A 16,022-nucleotide genomic window follows, 5' to 3' on the forward strand; every position below is an offset into this window, starting at 1 on the left:
TTTCTACAGGGACAGGCACGATACGCTTTTTACTCGTTCCCACGCTCCTGCGTGGGAATGCATACAATGACAAAATTTATACATCGATGGTGCCATTGGCGACGATGACACAAGCCCCAGTACGATGATGGGTATGTGCACATTGTCAACGGGCGCCTGTCACAATCGGTGCCAAATTTACCACCAATGTCGGATGACGCGCGGCCCATATCGTGATAATGATTGGCATTGTGCTGGCGCTTATGCCGACCTACGCCAGGTTTATATATCGATGGTGCCATCGGCGACGATTGCTCGTTCCCACGCTCCTGCGTGGGAATGCATACAATGACAAAATTTATACATTGATGGTGCCATCGGCGTAGGTGACACAAGCCCCGGGACATTGTTGGATAAGTGCACATTGTCAACGGGCGCCTGTCACGATCGGTGCCAAATTTGACATCGAGGTTAATCTTTGGCTTTGATGTCGGATGGCGCGCGGCCCATATCGTGATAATGATTGGCATTGTGCTGGCGCTTATGCCGACCTACGCGTACTTTAATATCAATGATGCCATTCGCGATTGGCACCAATTTGATCTACGATGTCGGAGGCGCCGTGCAGCGGGCGCGCCGGCTGCACCGAGTGACAAGTTTAATATCGTCCCAGCGCTTATGCCGACCTACGCCTGATCTATATATTAACGCGCCTGTTTATCCAACGTCTGTATAGACGATGGCGCGTTACCCCAACAAAGTCTGCAAATCATGGGTCGCTTGGTTGAGCGCCCCAATGTGCTCGCGTACCCAATCAGGGTTGTAATGGGTGTCTAGGTAGCGCTCGCCGCTGTCACATAGTAAGGTGACGATAGAGCCTTTCTCGCCGTTGGCGCGCATTTCATTCGCCAGCATCAAGACGCCGTACAGGTTAGTACCCGTGGACGCACCGGCTTTGCGGCCAAGCTGGCTTTCTAACCAGTGAATGGTGGCGATACTGTGAGTGTCCGGCACTGTGGTCATTCTATCAATCACGCCGGGAATAAAGCTGGGCTCGACACGTGGCCGTCCAATCCCTTCAATCCGACTGCTCTCATCCGTCGTTAAGTTTTTATCGCCGGTGAGGAAGTAATCGTGAAATACCGAGTGCTCAGCATCGGCCACCATCAGTTGAGTGGGTTGGCAGCGATAGCGAATGTAGCGGCCAATGGTCGCTGAGGTGCCACCTGTACCCGGGCTCATCACAATCCAGCGAGGGATCGGGAAGCGCTCGTACTGCATTTGATCAAAAATACGGTTGGCAATGTTGTTATTGCTACGCCAGTCCGTCGCTCGCTCTGCATACGTAAACTGGTCCATGTAATGGCCATTGAGCTCCTTAGCAAGGCGGCGAGACTCGGCATAGATCTGGTCTGACCGCTCGACAAAGTGCGCTTCACCGCCATAAAAACGAATTTGCTCAATCTTCTTACACGCAGTGTTTTTGGGCACCACAGCAATAAACCGTAAGCCAAGTAGGCGAGCAAAATACGCTTCGGAAATGGCAGTACTGCCTGATGAGCTTTCAATGATGGTGGTGTGTTCATCAATCCAACCATTACATAAGCCGTACAAAAACAAAGAGCGCGCCAAGCGATGCTTTAGGCTACCGGTTGGATGGGTACTTTCGTCTTTCAGATAGATATCGATATCCGCGAAGCTAGGGAGGTCGAGCTTGATTAAATGGGTATCTGCAGAGCGTTTAAAGTCCGCTTCAATCAGGCGAATCGCGTTACCGACCCAAGTATGGCAAAGAGGTGGGGTTGTCATCATGCGTCTCCGAATACGTGATTAGTACCAGTTTACGCAAAGCGCAGGATAAAAACCTTGCTATTTTTGCTCTATAATGACGCCAAAAGAGAAAATAAAACTCATATAAAAAGATTAAAGAGAATATATTTTTATGGTTGTCACATTAGATGAGATAGATCGTACTTTACTCGCGGCGCTGCAGGAAGATGCCAACTGGTCTGTGTCCGCGCTGGCCGAACGGGTGAATTTAACCACGACTCCCTGTTGGAAGCGGCTGAAACGGCTGGAATCACAAGGCGTGATCCGTGGTCGGGTGGCATTGCTTGACCCGGAAACCGTTGGCCTCGCATTTACCGCCTTCGTCCATATCAAAACCAATGACCATAGTGAGCAGTGGTACAAGACCTTTACGGAGGTGGTAACCGAGTTCCCTGAGGTGATGGAATTCTACCGCATGGCAGGCGAGTATGATTACATGATGAAGGTGCAGGTGGCTGATATGACTCGATTTGATCATTTTTATAAAAAGCTGGTCAATTCTGTGCCAAGTCTGAATAATGTGACATCAACATTCGCCATGGAAGCGCTTAAGTACACCACCGCCTTACCGATCCGATAGGTCGTTGTGATGATAAAAAGGCGGGGATAAAAAGGAGACCTCATGAAGGTGTTTTGGCAGTTAGGCTGGTTCTTTAAACGTGAATGGCGTCGTTATCTCGGCGCCATGATTATTTTGGTATTTGTCTCTGTCTTCGAGCTGATCCCACCGATGGCCGTGGGTCATGTGGTTGATGGCGTGGTCGCGGGAGAGATTTCTACTGAGCTACTGATGTGGCTACTGGCAGGCATGCTGGCCATTTGGGTAGTAGTGTATGTGCTACGCATTGTGTGGCGAGTGTGGCTATTTGGTGCCGCGGCCGAGCTTGGTACTGTGCTGCGCAATCGGCTTTATGATCACTTTACTCGCCAATCTCCGCATTTTTTCCGTCGCTATCCGAGTGGCGATATCATGGCGCGCTCCACTAATGATGTGAAAGCGGTGGTGATGACCGCCGGAGAGGGAGTCCTGACCGCGGGTGATTCCATTATCACAGGTGCGGCGGTATTGATTGTGATGGTAAGCCAAATCAGCTGGCAGCTGACGCTTTTAGCGCTGCTACCGATGCCGGTGATGGCGGTGCTGGTTAATCGCTTTGGTCGTCGTTTGCATCATACCTTCACCGAATCACAAGCAGCATTTTCTGAGCTGTCAGAGGTGAGTCAGTCCTCACTGTCAGCAGTGCGTATGGTGCGTGCATTCGGCTTAGAGCAGCATCAAATGAATCAGTTTGATCAAGTTGCCGATCGTACTGGGGAGAAAAACCTTGCGGTGGCGCGGGTTGATGCGCTGTTTTCGCCGGTGATCCAAGGCACCATTGGCGCCTCGTTTTTCCTAACCGTGTCTGGCGGCGGCTACTTGGTCGCCACTGGTGAGATTTCGCTTGGGGATCTTACCGCATTTACTTTGTATCAAGGCCTGATGATTTGGCCGATGCTCGCGGTGGCGTGGCTATTTAATATCATTGAGCGTGGGCGTGCCGCTTGGACGCGGATTGATGCGTTGCTGCAAGAGCAGCCAGACATTGTTGGCGGTGACACGTCGCTGCCTGACACCATGCAGCCGTTGACGCTGGCCATTGAGCAGTTTAAGTGGCAACCGGATGACAGTTTTGCCCTCAAAGATATCCATGTGATCCTCCCGCCTGGGGCAATGCTGGGGATTGCGGGCCCGGTTGGCAGTGGCAAATCCACCTTGTTACAACTTCTATTGCATCTGACTAAGTTGGAAAAAGGCGATATTCGTTATGGTGATGTATCGATTGCGAACGCTGATTTGTCGTCGTGGCGACAACGTTTTGCGGTGGTGACGCAAACACCGTTTTTGTTCTCGCGCTCGATTGCGGAAAACATCGCCCTCGGTCGCCCCGACGCAACTCAAACGGAGATTGAACACGCGGCCCATTTGGCTTGTATTGACGAGGATATTCGTCAGTTGCCGCAGGGTTATCAAACGGCTGTTGGAGAAAAGGGGATTACTCTGTCCGGTGGTCAAAAGCAGCGCATTTCGATTGCTCGCGCATTATTGGTGGGTGCCGAGTGCTTGATTTTGGATGATGCCTTGTCGGCGGTTGATGGTGACACCGAACATCGGATTTTGCAGAATCTACAACAGCATCAACAAACGCGTACCACGATCGTGATTGCTCACCGCTTATCGGCCTTGGAAAGCGCCGACGAAATCGTGGTGCTTAGTCATGGCCAAATACGCGAGCGCGGTCAGCATCGTCAATTGATTCAACAGCCAGGATGGTATCAAGAAATGCATCAATATCAGCAGCTGGAAGCGGCACTGGATGCCGATGAGGAGCCGCGCAATGACTAAGCGAGAGATTTTATATCGGCTATTAAGCTATATGCGTCGCGATCGTCGCCAGTTTGTGATTGCCGCCATTTTCTTATTGGTAGCCGCGGTGGCGGAAGTGACCGGCCCTTATTTGGTGCAAATCTTTCTTGATAGCTATGTTGCCAAAGACCATTATCCGGCGATGATCATGTGGGCGCTTGCGGTGGGGTACATTGTATCCACCATTGTTTCGGCCGGCTTCCAGTATCAGTACGAGTTACGCTTTAACACCATGGCGGTGGCGATTATTCAGCGGATTCGAAAAACCGTGTTTGCCAACGTTATCAAACAGCCGTTATCCGCGTTTGACTATGTGCCGATGGGGCGGATTGTCTCGCGCTTAACCAATGATACCGAATCCTTGAAAGAGCTGTATGTGTCGGTGCTTTCGACTTTTTTACGCAACATCGCCTTGATTAGCGTGATGCTGGTGGCGATGCTGCTGCTCAGTATTGAACTGACGCTAGTCGTGCTGGTGTTATTGCCCTGTGTCATCTTGGTAATGGTACGGTATCAAAAACGCTCAGCGCCCGCCTATCGCCGAGCGCGAGACCGACTTGCTGATATCAACGGGGTGATGAACGAGTCGGTACAGGGCATGAATCTTATCCAATTGATGCAGCAAGAGCAGGCGTTTTCTTCCCGCTTTCAAACGATGACCGCGGATCACTTGGATGCCATGGTCACGATTCAGCGTCTCAATGGTATTTATTTGCGTCCCTTGATTGATTTGCTCTCCGGTGCCGCCTTGCTGTCCTTAGTGGCAATTTTCGGCGTCAGTGGAATGGAAGTGATTGGCGTCGGGGTGCTCTATGCTTTTTTGAGTTACCTGGGTCGAATCACTGAGCCGCTGATTGAGATGATGCAACAATTATCACTGTTGCAGCAGGCGATTTCAGCGGGAGAGCGATTGTTTGAAATGATGGATACGCCGCCTGAGCAATATGGTCATGACAGTACACCGATTCCTGACGGTGCCATTGCACTGCGTGATATATCCTTCTCTTATGATGGCGAAACGCCAGTGTTGTCCGACGTGAATGTAGACGTTCCTGCGGGCGGCTTTCTGGCGTTGGTCGGTCATACGGGGAGCGGTAAATCAACCTTAGCGTCATTACTCATGGGGTTTTATCGCCCAGGAGAAGGCACGTTAACGCTGGGTGGTTTGCCGATTGAAACCTTAAGCCATCAAAGTTTGCGCGAGGGCGTGGCGATGGTGCAACAAGATCCGCACATGTTAACCGGCAGCTTAAAAGAAAATATCGCGCTGGGACAGACACTGGACGATGCTGTGATTTGGCATGCATTAGAGCAAGTAGCATTGGCAGAGTACGTGAAAGGCTTACCTGCTGGTTTAGAGACTCCATTGGGCGAGGGGGGGATGACGTTCTCAGCTGGGCAACGTCAGCTATTGGCTCTAGCGCGGGTGTTAGTCCGTCAGCCTAAAATATTGATCCTTGATGAAGCCACCGCCAATATCGATTCCGGTACCGAAGAGCTTGTTCAGCAAGCATTAAATAGGTTACGTCAGCAGATGACAGTGGTAGTGATTGCGCACCGTTTATCGACTATTGCCGAGGCCGATAACATCTTGGTCTTGCATCGCGGCCGCGTGATTGAGCAAGGGCGTCATCAAAGCCTGCTACGCCAGCAAGGGCGTTACTGGCAGATGTACCAGCTTCAGCAAGCCAGCGCTCACTTGGCGGCGCTTGAGGAAGAAGCGCAGGCTTAGTCGTGTCATAGGTAAGAGAATTATAAAGGGGCTGAGGCCCCTTGTTTGCCGCGAATAGCGTCGCTGAGCGCTAGGAGAGCTTACGCATTAACCCTTCTTGAGTAGCAGAAGCTACTAGGTCACCTTGTTGGTTAAAAAGCTCTCCGCGAACAAATCCACGTGCACCACTGGCGGAGGGGCTTTCAATCGCAAACAGCAACCACTCATCCATTCTAAACGGGCGGTGGAACCACATAGAGTGATCAATAGTAGCCACTTTCATGCCTGGGGTCAGTAATGTTACCCCGTGAGGTTGTAGCGCAGTGACCAAAAACCCCCAATCCGCCGCGTAGCCCAGCAAGTATTGGTGGACATGGTAGTCATCGCCGACTTCACCGTTAGCACGGATCCAGAGATATTGCTTCGCTGGGGCCGTCTCTGGCTTCAGTGGATTGATCACAGTCGCAGGGCGAACTTCTATTGGTTTATCACTGCCAAACGCTTTGACAACATTGGCGGGTAGTTTATGGGCAATATCTGCGACCAGTGATTGCTCCGAGCGCAAAGTTTCCGGAGCGGGCACGTCTGTCGGCATCGTGTTTTGATGCTCGAAACTTTCCTCTTCCTCTTGATACGATGCGGTAAGATAGAAAATCGGTTTGCCGTACTGTACGGCTTTTATTCGTCGAGTACTGAAACTTTTTCCATCTCTGAGTATCTCAACATCATAGATGATCGGTTGTTCCGGGTCGCCTGGACGCAGGAAGTAGCTGTGAAATGAGTGCAAAAAGCGATCGGCTTCGATGGATGTTTTCGCGGCAGAGAGCGCTTGACCAATCACTTGCCCGCCATACACTTGTGGCAGTCCAAGATTCTCACTTTGGCCGCGATATAGGCCGGTGTCTAATCGCTCAAGCTGCAGCAGTTGTAAGAGTTCTGTCAGTGGTTGGCTCATAAGTCCTTGATTCATGCTATGCTTCCATTGTTATTGTTCAAGCTATCATAACCTTAGCGTTTTTGCCGCATTCAAACGCGTTTCGGTGAGGATTCTTTAATGAAGAAACTAACGTTTCTGTTGTTCGCCTTATTTACTGCTCTAGTGTTTACCGCTTGCTCTGGTAATAGCCAACCCAATGATTTAGCGAATATTTCTGGTACTTTGGTCTATCGTGAGCGCCTTGCTTTACCCGAGACTGCCAGTGTCACTGTGCGTTTGGTAGAAATAAAAAAAATGGACTCGCCGGGTAAAGTGATTAGCCGACAGTCTTTTGTGACTGAAGGTCAGCAAGTGCCCCTCCACTTCGCGCTAAATTACGATCCAAGCCAAATTTCTGCTTCTCATGATTATGTGATCACCGCGCAAATTGATGTCAGTGAACGCCCGTTATTTATCACCAATACGGTTAATAAAGTGATCACGGATACGAATCACACCTATGATCCAACCATTACGCTGGTACGATCCGACAACTAGTCGCTACACTGGGAATCATGACCACAGCACAAGGAGTGTGCATGCGGATTTCCTCATTAGTTTGGCCCGCGATCGTGCTAGCGATTGCTATTGCTGCGAGTATCAGTGCCGGCGATGCCTTACATGGGTTAGCGATCATGGCGCCTACGTTGTTTTTCTTCTACCCAGACAAATTGGCGAGTTGGTTATTGCTGTTGGGAATGGCGGCCTTGGCCCTTTCTTTACCGCAGTTACCTGCTTTGCTTGCGGCAAGTACTTTGCTGATCTTGCCAGCGTTATCTTTATGGTTTAATCCTGACCGACATCCCCATGTTAAGTGGTTACTTGGGGCTGTGATGCTCGCTATTTTCGCAGGGATAATGGCTTTGCAGTCGGAAGCAAAATTAGGCGGGGCTCCCTGGTTTTTGGCTCTTCAACTTGCGGCGTTATGCGGGTTATGGCTATCGATGCAATATTGGCCGGGCTACCAACCACCTCGCCGTGGCGCTTGGCTAGTGCTTCCCATTCTGGCCGCGGCGGTTGGGTGGCCATCCGCGCTGTGGAGCGTGGCAGTGGTTGCGATGATTGGGCTGTTACAGTGGGTGGCGCTTACACCGCGTTTAGCCGCTTCACGTCACCTTGCGATGCACATTTTGCCGTGCGTGCCGTTTTTAGTTATTGCTTGGCGTGTTCCCTATCAATTAACGATGTCGTTACTGGTGGCGTGGGCCACTATGCTGGCGGCTATCTGGGTAGGTGAGTATTTACTCTTGGAAGACTCAGACGATAATTAAGTGATAATTGCTTATAAGATCAACAGTTAATCGGTAAGAAAACGAATCCTCCTTGCATTGCATCCAGCCTTGCCACATAATGCCCCGCAGTTAAGCAAGCTTAACGACATATCGATGGAGGCCTCCTTGGTTCTCCCGCAACACTATCTTGTGTACTGGGTCAGGTCCGGAAGGAAGCAGCCCGCGCTTGGGACGTGTGTGCCGGGATGTAGCTGGGGAGGTCTCCGCCCTTTCTGTCCCCCCCTAAAATCAAATGCTTCTCGAACAATACACCATCATTTTCCTGTGAATTCCACCGCCTATTTACACGACAAACTGATATGTGCACAACCAACTGATTTTTTGGGATGATATGAGAGTCTGTCTTCTATTATCGTCTGTTGACACCTGGGTGACACAGCTTGGCATGACTCGACTATGATCATTAAATATACAGGCAGCAGTGGGCCCAATGGAGGCGTGACGTGGTGATAAGGCGAATGTGGGTGGCATGGATAGCTATCTTGGTGAGTAGCCAAGTGATGGCGAGCGATCTACAAACGCAGCTTAAGGGGTTTTACGATGAAGCGTGGCAAGCAGGGACCCTGATGGTCGCTCAGCCGGCTTTAAACGCTTATCCTCAAGCGCTTTTAGTGAGCCAGGCACAATATCCAGATTTTGAACATTTTGATTGGCAAGATCTGAGCGCTCTCTACCAGGTCGTTCAAACCTGCCAACCTAATCCGCGCATTGTGGTACCAAGGCTGTTAGTTGCTCAGCGCTTCGAGCTTGCGCTTTGTCGAGAACAGCCTTTACCGGTTGAATGGTTTGAAAAAAATCCGCTGCTTCATCCTGCTGGGGGGAGTTACGCCGAGCGTTATTTAAGCCATTACGCAATAAAGACACCACCGCCTGAACTGGTAGAGCGTGTGACTCTCGCCAATAAAAATCACCCTTTGCATGACGCACTGGCCGCGCTTAGTCAGTCAGGGCGTGATGCCTTGCTTAACGGTTATCGTGCCTATTTGGATGGAGACCGTCTGTGGTTAAATGGGGAAGAAGGGTGGAAAGCGTTACCTCGCACACAATGGACGTCGATCGCCGATAATTATCGTTTGAGCCTATCGACCCACTCAACGGGCTGTGACTACCGATATGGTAATATTTGTAATCAGTTACATCCCGCTTATCGAGGCGTCATGATTGCTATTTTGGTGGCTATTTTTGGGGCGCTAGTGCTGGGGTTAGCGCGCAGTGTTTATGATAGGTACCAACAGCGGCGCGAGCGCCAGTTTATCCTCCAGTTACTCACCCATGAACTGCGAACACCCATTGCCAGTTTGGGTCTGACGGTTGAGATGTTGCGCAATCAATTCGATAAGCTGGATGACTGTACGCAAGATGTGTTGTGGCGTTTATTGGCCGACCATCAACGGCTCAACCAACTGACGGAAACCAGCAAGGGATATTTAAGTACCGATAAAAGCGAGCAGTTTAAAACGCAAACAGCCTCGTTATCCGAGTGGTTAGATAACGTGTGTGACTGCTATGACATTGACTACACGTTAAACCAAGATAAGACATTAACATTGCCTTTCTACTGGCTCTCTATTTGTTTGAAAAATCTGATACAAAATGCGCATCAACACGGTGGCAATAAAGTTTGGATCCGAGTACATGTCGGCAAGCGAATTCGAGTGTGTGTCTATGATGATGGCGCTTTTCCTTCATGGTGGCAACGCGTTTGGCGCCGCTGTAAAGCACCAAAGTCTGAGCACAATATGGGGATTGGATTATTTTTAGTCGCGCGGTTAATGCGGCAAATGGGGGGTAAACTTTTGATTAGACGTCATCCTACTTGCTGCATGTTGGAGTTACCCCAATGAGCCATTTGCTATTGATTGAAGATGACACCTTGTTGGGTGAGGGCCTACGTCAATTTTTTGAGAGCTACGGTTTCCAATGTACTTGGTTAGTTGATAGCCACAAGGTAGAGAAGCACTGGTATCACGCCGATCTCGTTATCTTAGACCGGCAACTGACCGACGGTGATAGCTTGATTCAGCTTCCTCACTGGCTTTCCTTAAAAGCGCTCCCTGTTATTGTACTGACCGCGAAAATTGAAGTAGAACAACGAGTTGAAGGGCTCATGGCAGGAGCAAAAGACTATGTGGTTAAACCTTTTTCACATCAAGAGTTGCTCGCGCGAATTTATGCCCAGCTTCGACCTTTGGGCGAGAGCCAGCTTTTGTATGGACCGATCAAGGTTGAGCCGGGATCGCGGAATGTTTATTGGCAGAATGAATCCGTGATGTTGAAACCGAAAGAATTTGACCTGTTATTATTGTTAATACAAAACCCAGGGCGAGTTTTTCATCGTGAAGAATTACTCAACAAGATTTGGGGTTATCAAGCGTTTCCCACCACTCGTACTGTGGATAATCATGTGTTGCGGTTACGACAAAAATTGCCCGATTTAGCAATAGAGACGCATCGAGGAGTGGGCTATCGATTGGTGATGCTATGACACGATGGGGACGCTTGCTGGTTCTCGGATTCGCGATGCTAAGCGTAAAAGTAAACGCTGAGCAAGCCTGGTTTGGTGATACGCCCATGCAACAGACCTACCAGGCATTAGCCGCCGACCGACCTACTGTTGCTTGGCAGGAGCTTATTTTTGCACTATCGCAAGAACAGATTGCTACCCAGCATTGGGCCGCGCTCAAACATGCGATCATCAATCAAACAGATTGTGGTCAACGCCTGACTGAGCCGAATGGAAAGGATATTCCACAAGGGCTTACCATTTCTTTTGTGCGACGCGCAGGAGCATCAAGCCTAGGTTATGAAATCAAACTATCGGCTGAGCATGTATCGCGTGCAATTTTGGTTACGCTCACTGATCCCAATGGTCAGACGGTGATCAGTGAAATATTAGGCGCTCAAACTGGATTTCAAGAAATTGAATCAGGACAACTTTTTACCCAAGTGGATCCAGGTGTTTACGAACTGCGTTTAGGTGGGCAGCACTACAGCTTGGTCGTTTACGGATTACCGCGGCGCCCTTGGGTGAAACTAATCGGCCATCCTGATCAACAATTAACGGTGGATTTGCCCAACACGCCAACCAGTTGCGCGCCGGCAGCCGCTTATTGGCTATGGCTAGATGATGCGTACCGATGGATCGAGCAAACGCCAATTTATGTGACAAGTAGCGCGGAAAACACACCGAGCCCGGTGAAGGTCTCGCTTCCCGTTAAACGTCCCGCTAAATCGGAACACTTGAGCGCGATCGTGACGCATTTTGAGTACCAAGGCGCTATCAAAGTGAATTACGTCGAACGGCTAGCTTTGCCTTTACCAGAAACACCTTACACCGCTGAATCAGTTAACGCCAGGCGAGTTAAATGACGCTAGGCGAGCGATCTATCAAACGTGTTTAAAGGCGAGAGACATAAAAAAATAGCCCGACAAAGCGGGCTATTTTTACGTTATCGAACAGGTAATTAGTTCAAGTATGCGTTGAACATCCACAGTAATTTTTCTTGTTCGCGGATGTAATCGCTCATTAGTGCTGATGTGCCTTCGTCGTCAGCTTCACCAGCAAGGCTCATAATGTCACGTTGTAGGCTAATTAATACACTAAACCCGTCAACAATGGCGCGTAGACCGGCTTGACCGTTCGCCTCTGGTGCATGCTCTTTGATTTCACTGATTTTCAAATATTCACTGAAGCGGTGTTCAGCGGTACCACCAATAGTAAGAATGCGCTCGGCTACTTCATCGATCTTAGTTTGCAGATCGGTATAGATCTCTTCGAATTTTACGTGTAGCTCAAAGAAGTCGCCGCCTTTGATGTTCCAGTGAAAACCACGCACATTGGTGTACAGCACTTGGTAGTTTGCTAATAGCGTATCTAGGCGAGCTGCTAAATCTGCAGCTTTGGTGCTGTCCAATCCGATCAATGCTGATTGTTTACTCATCTAATGCCTCCTTAGTGGCAAAATCAATGTGTTAAATCGTCGCGCTATCGCGAAAATTGAACACTGGAAACTGTGTTGTTTCGATTGATGAAAATAGAATAACGTCCCGAATTAAAAAAGGAAAATGGAGTTAACCTATATACCTGATAGGTTAAGCCTATGATGTGATCGATGTATCGTCATGAACAATAAAATGCTCAGGAAGACGCTCGAGACCTGCGATTAACGCTTGTAGGCAGCGCGCGTCGATTGCCGTGCCAGTTTCTTCTTTCATGATGGATAAGGCTTTGTTCATTGGGATAGGGCCACGATAGGGACGCTCAGCAGTGATAGCATCAAAAATATCTGCGGTGGTAATAATGCGAGTGAGCAGGGAAATGTCATCGCCCTGCATGCCGTCTGGATACCCTGAGCCATCGAGCTTTTCATGATGGGCGCTAGCGAACTTGGCGAGGTGATCGAATTGGTGGATTTTCGATAAGATGGTTTTACTCAGTGCAGCATGGCGTTTAACGTGCTCCCATTCCTCGTCATCCAGTTTTCCCGGCTTATCGAGCACATTATTGCTTACGCCGAGTTTGCCAATATCGTGCAGTAACGCGCCACGCTTTAGCCATTTTTTATCATGTTCACTGATGTTTAACTCGTCAGCAATTAAGCTAGCGTATACGGAGACACGTTCACTGTGACCCGAGGTGAAAGGGCTTTTGGCATCAACAATACGCCCAAAGGCAGCTGCAATGTCATCCATATAATCATCATCGACCCAAATGCATGTGTTGGCAGGCGTCATCGACAGGACTTCTTCTTTTAATGTGGGGCTATCCAGTTGCCGCCAAAATTGCGGTTCGTGAGCCAGCTGTAAAAAGGTATCGACGAGGTCGGGGTCAAACCAAGTGCCGCGACGGTTTTTCAGCTCGCGGAGTGCGGCGTCGACACCGGACTCGGTTCGGAAGACATCAATGACTTGCGTCATCAATGCGATGCGCGAAAACAAGGGGATCTGATCGGCCTTTAACTGATCAGGACGCCCACCACCATCATAGTGTTCATCCAGCGCGTAGATGGCTTCAGCAACGCTTTCACTAAAACGTAAATCGCGTGCGACATCGGCACCACGGGTACATCGCGTTTCGATCAGCTCTTGCGCATACATGTCGCCATGACGAATGATATCGAGTGTGGTCGAGAGCTTCTGCATAAACCCACGCTTTACGCCGGTATTTTTTAGTACGAAATTCAGTACGCTGGATAAGCTACCGTCCACTACCTTGTAGCTTTGTTTAAATGCTAAATCATTGGTGAGGTATAGTTCGCAAATACGTGCAGCATTACTACTACATCCGGCATCTTTTAGCAGAAGGGAATAAAATAAGTCATGACGCTGTTGGTCGTTGATTTGCAACGTATCTGCGAGCTTCATCCCCATCCATGCACAACGCATACAGTGTTCGGGTGGCTGTCCTTCAGTCATATCGAGCGCCGTACTCAAGGCTAGGATTAGCTCTGACAACTTTAACGAAGTCACGTCATTTATATGGGGTTGCATCTTATTTTCTCATCCACTTTATTCGTCCATTACGCGTTGGTGGTGAAGGTCTACTTTTAATGTGTGAGACCGCGAACGGTTGCCGACACTTCTTCTGCACCTGCGTGAATATCACTCATCACGTTATCGGCTGCGGTGACTTTTTCTTGCCCCATGGTTGATTGTTCAGTGACTCTTTCCATTGCCTCACTCACCCCTTTGATCAGTTGTAGGTTTTCATCGACGACATCGGCAATTTCTGTGGTGGACTTGCTGGTGCGTTGTGATAAACCTCGAACTTCGTCGGCAACAACCGCGAATCCACGGCCTTGATCACCCGCGCGCGCTGCTTCTATCGCTGCATTGAGTGCGAGCAAGTTAGTTTGTTCGGCGATTTGTTTGATCGTGGTGACGATGTTTTCAATGCTCTGTGCATGCTCACTGAGCTGATTTACCTGATTAGCGGCTTCGACAGCTTGGTCGGTGACGTTTTGCGATCGCTGAACGGCTTCTTGTAGTAAGGCGCTACCGTTTTCACTATGCTTGAGTGTTTGTTCTGATGATGCTTGAGCAAGCTCTGCCGCCTGATTAACGGCTTGATTTTTCTTCACTGTATCAGTGATTGCAGTCGCGAACTTGATCACGCGATAGACTTTACCATTGACATCAAAAACGGGGTTATACGTTGCTTCGAGCCAAACTTCATTACCATGTTTATCACGACGCAAGTATTGGCCAGACGTGAATTGGCCGCTGGCTAGTGATGCCCAGAAGTTTGGGTTATCTTCATAAAACGCGTGATCACAAAATATCTCATGATGCTGGCCTGCAATTTCTCGTGCTTGGTAGCCCACCGCGGCCAGGAAATTATCATTTGCACGAACAATTGTGCCGTCAGGTTCAAATTCAATCACCGCCAATGAACGATCGATAGCAGCCAGAATAGATTGTTGTCGTAAGCTCTCTTTGTGCTGTTTAGTGACATCCGCTGCCAATTTTCGAACGCTGACTACTTTGCCGCTGGTATCTTTGATCGGTACATAAGTCGCTTCCATCCAAATTTCTTGTCCATGCTGATGGCGGCGACGAAATACGCCTTTCTGTGGTTTACCTTGCGCGAGTGATTGCCAAAATTGTTGGTAACTTGGGTCATTAACGGTTTCTTCGAAACAAACCGCGCGGTGATGCTGGCCGATAACCTCATCACGACCGTAACCAATAATACTTAGGAGTTTATCGTTTACACTCGTAATGGTGCCGTCAGGCGAGAAGGTAATAGTCGCAATATGTGTATTGATGGCATCGAGCTCAGCTTGGAGTGCGGCTTTTTCCGTTTGGCAGGTATCCAATTCTCGCTGTGTCTTTTTGAACATGGCAGCAAACTTCCTTCTGTTCATTGGTTAGGCATGAGCGTATTCAACTTGTTGTGCATAAAGTTTACGCACATGTGCTTATTATAGAGTGCAACGTTTGTAGCGTTTGATCTTTTCTCTCATGTCATCATGGAATCTAGCGTAGCCTGTGATTTTTGCTGTTTTGAGTCATGTTTAGAAACACAATAATTATGTGTATCTATGCGTCGCCGTGCTTCCTTTTCCCTGCGTTCTTACGTATTCTTTGTGATTAAGATCATGTTCACATATCAGCCTGTGTAACATTTTCATAAAGCATCCTTACAGTTTGTAACTAAAGTCCTTTTCTATTTTCAATAATTTCTGAAAATTCCAAATTTTCATTGATCCCACGCAAAGAAACTCCGTATTATCCCTCAGACGCATTGTGAGGGAGATCAAAATGGAGTTGTCACAAGAATTACGCAACGTCGTGATGCACTTTGGTGAGATGGGAAGCCGTTGGGGCTTTAATCGCTCAGTCGGTGAAATGCTAGCGCTGATTGTGCTAAGCGAACATCCTTTAAGCGCTGACGACATTGTGTCTGCACTCAACATTTCTCGCGGCAACGTCAGTATGGCAACCAAAGAGTTGCAAGGCTGGAATTTAATCCGTTCACAGCGTACCCCCGGAGATAGAAAGGATTACTTCGTGCCCAATGGCACTATCTGGGAGTTGGCGCAGCAGGTGCTTGCTGAAAGGAAAAAGCGAGAAGTCGACCCCACCTTATCGATGTTGCGTTCACATTTTATGCGAAGCGAAGACGACGCAGACAGTCACGCGGTGACGCAGTTACATGAGATTCACGATCTTTTGGAGCTGTTCAACCATTGGTTTGATGATGTGCAGCAAATGAAACCTGAGCATCTGAAAAATTTGATGAAGCTGGGTAGCAGTGTCGGTCGGCTTCTTGAGCTGTCGGGCAAGTTGTTTCACAGCAAGTCCAACGAAGAATCGGGTAAGTAACGT

Annotated in this window: 14 protein-coding genes, 1 other RNA gene and 1 pseudogene; 10 read left to right on the top strand and 6 right to left on the bottom strand. The window is 49.0% G+C overall.

Going from position 1 to position 16,022, the window contains the following annotated elements; all coding sequences use genetic code 11:
* Positions 1 to 726 precede the first annotated feature (726 nt).
* Positions 727 to 1,788, bottom strand: coding sequence for a PLP-dependent cysteine synthase family protein (locus BZG76_RS03090; protein ID WP_077460124.1), 1,062 nt, complete (start codon positions 1,786 to 1,788; stop codon positions 727 to 729).
* Between the two features lie 133 nt (positions 1,789 to 1,921).
* On the opposite strand from BZG76_RS03090, the gene BZG76_RS03095 reads away from it, so the two are divergent.
* The 3 genes from BZG76_RS03095 to BZG76_RS03105 are packed head-to-tail and all read left to right on the top strand — an operon-like array spanning position 1,922 to position 5,945.
* Positions 1,922 to 2,389: an Lrp/AsnC family transcriptional regulator gene (locus BZG76_RS03095; RefSeq protein WP_077460125.1), complete on the top strand. Its 468-nt coding sequence runs from the start codon at positions 1,922 to 1,924 to the stop codon at positions 2,387 to 2,389.
* A 42-nt stretch (positions 2,390 to 2,431) separates the two neighbouring features.
* Positions 2,432 to 4,192, top strand: a complete 1,761-nt coding sequence (locus tag BZG76_RS03100) for an ABC transporter transmembrane domain-containing protein (RefSeq protein WP_077460126.1) — start codon at positions 2,432 to 2,434, stop codon at positions 4,190 to 4,192.
* Entirely contained in the window at positions 4,185 to 5,945 is a 1,761-nt protein-coding gene (locus BZG76_RS03105; RefSeq protein ID WP_077460127.1) for an ABC transporter transmembrane domain-containing protein, read from the top strand. The genes BZG76_RS03100 and BZG76_RS03105 overlap by 8 nt, the downstream gene beginning before the upstream one ends.
* Positions 5,946 to 6,015: 70 nt before the next feature.
* Here BZG76_RS03105 and tesB read toward each other — a convergent pair whose 3' ends face one another.
* Complete coding sequence (tesB, locus tag BZG76_RS03110) at positions 6,016 to 6,879, bottom strand: acyl-CoA thioesterase II (protein ID WP_077460240.1); 864 nt, start codon at positions 6,877 to 6,879, stop codon at positions 6,016 to 6,018.
* A gap of 99 nt (positions 6,880 to 6,978) precedes the next feature.
* Between tesB and BZG76_RS03115 the strand changes: the two genes are divergently transcribed.
* The 6 genes from BZG76_RS03115 (at position 6,979) to BZG76_RS03140 (ending at position 11,561) form a co-directional block, all read left to right on the top strand.
* Positions 6,979 to 7,398, top strand: coding sequence for a YbaY family lipoprotein (locus BZG76_RS03115; protein ID WP_021023827.1), 420 nt, complete (start codon positions 6,979 to 6,981; stop codon positions 7,396 to 7,398).
* Between the two features lie 41 nt (positions 7,399 to 7,439).
* A complete protein-coding gene (locus BZG76_RS03120; protein WP_077460128.1) occupies positions 7,440 to 8,171 on the top strand; it encodes a hypothetical protein in 732 nt (243 codons plus the stop codon).
* Positions 8,172 to 8,295: 124 nt separating this feature from the next.
* Positions 8,296 to 8,392: signal recognition particle sRNA small type (gene ffs, locus BZG76_RS03125), an RNA gene on the top strand.
* Between the two features lie 264 nt (positions 8,393 to 8,656).
* Complete coding sequence (locus tag BZG76_RS03130) at positions 8,657 to 10,036, top strand: ATP-binding protein (protein ID WP_241824036.1); 1,380 nt, start codon at positions 8,657 to 8,659, stop codon at positions 10,034 to 10,036.
* A complete protein-coding gene (locus BZG76_RS03135) occupies positions 10,033 to 10,677 on the top strand; it encodes a response regulator transcription factor (protein WP_077460130.1) in 645 nt (214 codons plus the stop codon). Before BZG76_RS03130 ends, BZG76_RS03135 begins: the two co-directional genes overlap by 4 nt.
* On the top strand, positions 10,674 to 11,561 hold the full coding sequence (locus BZG76_RS03140) for a DUF2861 family protein (protein WP_077460131.1): 888 nt from the start codon (positions 10,674 to 10,676) through the stop codon (positions 11,559 to 11,561). The genes BZG76_RS03135 and BZG76_RS03140 overlap by 4 nt, the downstream gene beginning before the upstream one ends.
* 95 nt (positions 11,562 to 11,656) lie before the next feature.
* Here BZG76_RS03140 and BZG76_RS03145 read toward each other — a convergent pair whose 3' ends face one another.
* The 4 genes and pseudogenes from BZG76_RS03145 to BZG76_RS15645 all read right to left on the bottom strand — a co-directional run.
* Positions 11,657 to 12,133 carry a Dps family protein gene (locus tag BZG76_RS03145; protein WP_021023831.1) on the bottom strand — a complete coding sequence of 159 codons (477 nt, stop codon included), beginning with the start codon at positions 12,131 to 12,133 and terminating at the stop codon, positions 11,657 to 11,659.
* A gap of 157 nt (positions 12,134 to 12,290) precedes the next feature.
* Complete coding sequence (locus BZG76_RS03150; protein ID WP_077460132.1) at positions 12,291 to 13,682, bottom strand: HD-GYP domain-containing protein; 1,392 nt, start codon at positions 13,680 to 13,682, stop codon at positions 12,291 to 12,293.
* 56 nt (positions 13,683 to 13,738) lie between these two features.
* Entirely contained in the window at positions 13,739 to 14,272 is a 534-nt protein-coding gene (locus BZG76_RS15640; RefSeq protein WP_443216258.1) for a methyl-accepting chemotaxis protein, read from the bottom strand.
* Positions 14,267 to 15,058, bottom strand: a pseudogene (locus BZG76_RS15645) (PAS domain-containing protein); the annotation flags it as partial. The pseudogene BZG76_RS15645 and the gene BZG76_RS15640, both read right to left, overlap by 6 nt.
* A gap of 397 nt (positions 15,059 to 15,455) precedes the next feature.
* Between BZG76_RS15645 and BZG76_RS03160 the strand changes: the two are divergent.
* The gene (locus BZG76_RS03160; RefSeq protein ID WP_021022513.1) at positions 15,456 to 16,019 is read left to right on the top strand and encodes a GbsR/MarR family transcriptional regulator; all 564 of its coding nucleotides are present in this window, start codon (positions 15,456 to 15,458) and stop codon (positions 16,017 to 16,019) included.
* Positions 16,020 to 16,022: the final 3 nt, after the last annotated feature.

Source organism: Salinivibrio sp. AR647 (assembly GCF_001995415.1).
Taxonomy (GTDB): domain Bacteria; phylum Pseudomonadota; class Gammaproteobacteria; order Enterobacterales; family Vibrionaceae; genus Salinivibrio; species Salinivibrio costicola.

Coding starts and splice junctions, on each gene's coding strand:
- BZG76_RS03100 (WP_077460126.1), top strand. CDS start 2,432: ATGAAGGTGTTTTGGCAGTTAGGCTGGTTCTTTAAACGTGAATGGCGT.
- BZG76_RS03140 (WP_077460131.1), top strand. CDS start 10,674: ATGACACGATGGGGACGCTTGCTGGTTCTCGGATTCGCGATGCTAAGC.
- BZG76_RS03120 (WP_077460128.1), top strand. CDS start 7,440: ATGCGGATTTCCTCATTAGTTTGGCCCGCGATCGTGCTAGCGATTGCT.
- BZG76_RS03090 (WP_077460124.1), bottom strand. CDS start 1,788: ATGACAACCCCACCTCTTTGCCATACTTGGGTCGGTAACGCGATTCGC.
- BZG76_RS03145 (WP_021023831.1), bottom strand. CDS start 12,133: ATGAGTAAACAATCAGCATTGATCGGATTGGACAGCACCAAAGCTGCA.
- BZG76_RS03095 (WP_077460125.1), top strand. CDS start 1,922: ATGGTTGTCACATTAGATGAGATAGATCGTACTTTACTCGCGGCGCTG.
- BZG76_RS03150 (WP_077460132.1), bottom strand. CDS start 13,682: ATGCAACCCCATATAAATGACGTGACTTCGTTAAAGTTGTCAGAGCTA.
- tesB (WP_077460240.1), bottom strand. CDS start 6,879: ATGAGCCAACCACTGACAGAACTCTTACAACTGCTGCAGCTTGAGCGA.
- BZG76_RS03115 (WP_021023827.1), top strand. CDS start 6,979: ATGAAGAAACTAACGTTTCTGTTGTTCGCCTTATTTACTGCTCTAGTG.
- BZG76_RS03160 (WP_021022513.1), top strand. CDS start 15,456: ATGGAGTTGTCACAAGAATTACGCAACGTCGTGATGCACTTTGGTGAG.
- BZG76_RS03135 (WP_077460130.1), top strand. CDS start 10,033: ATGAGCCATTTGCTATTGATTGAAGATGACACCTTGTTGGGTGAGGGC.
- BZG76_RS03105 (WP_077460127.1), top strand. CDS start 4,185: ATGACTAAGCGAGAGATTTTATATCGGCTATTAAGCTATATGCGTCGC.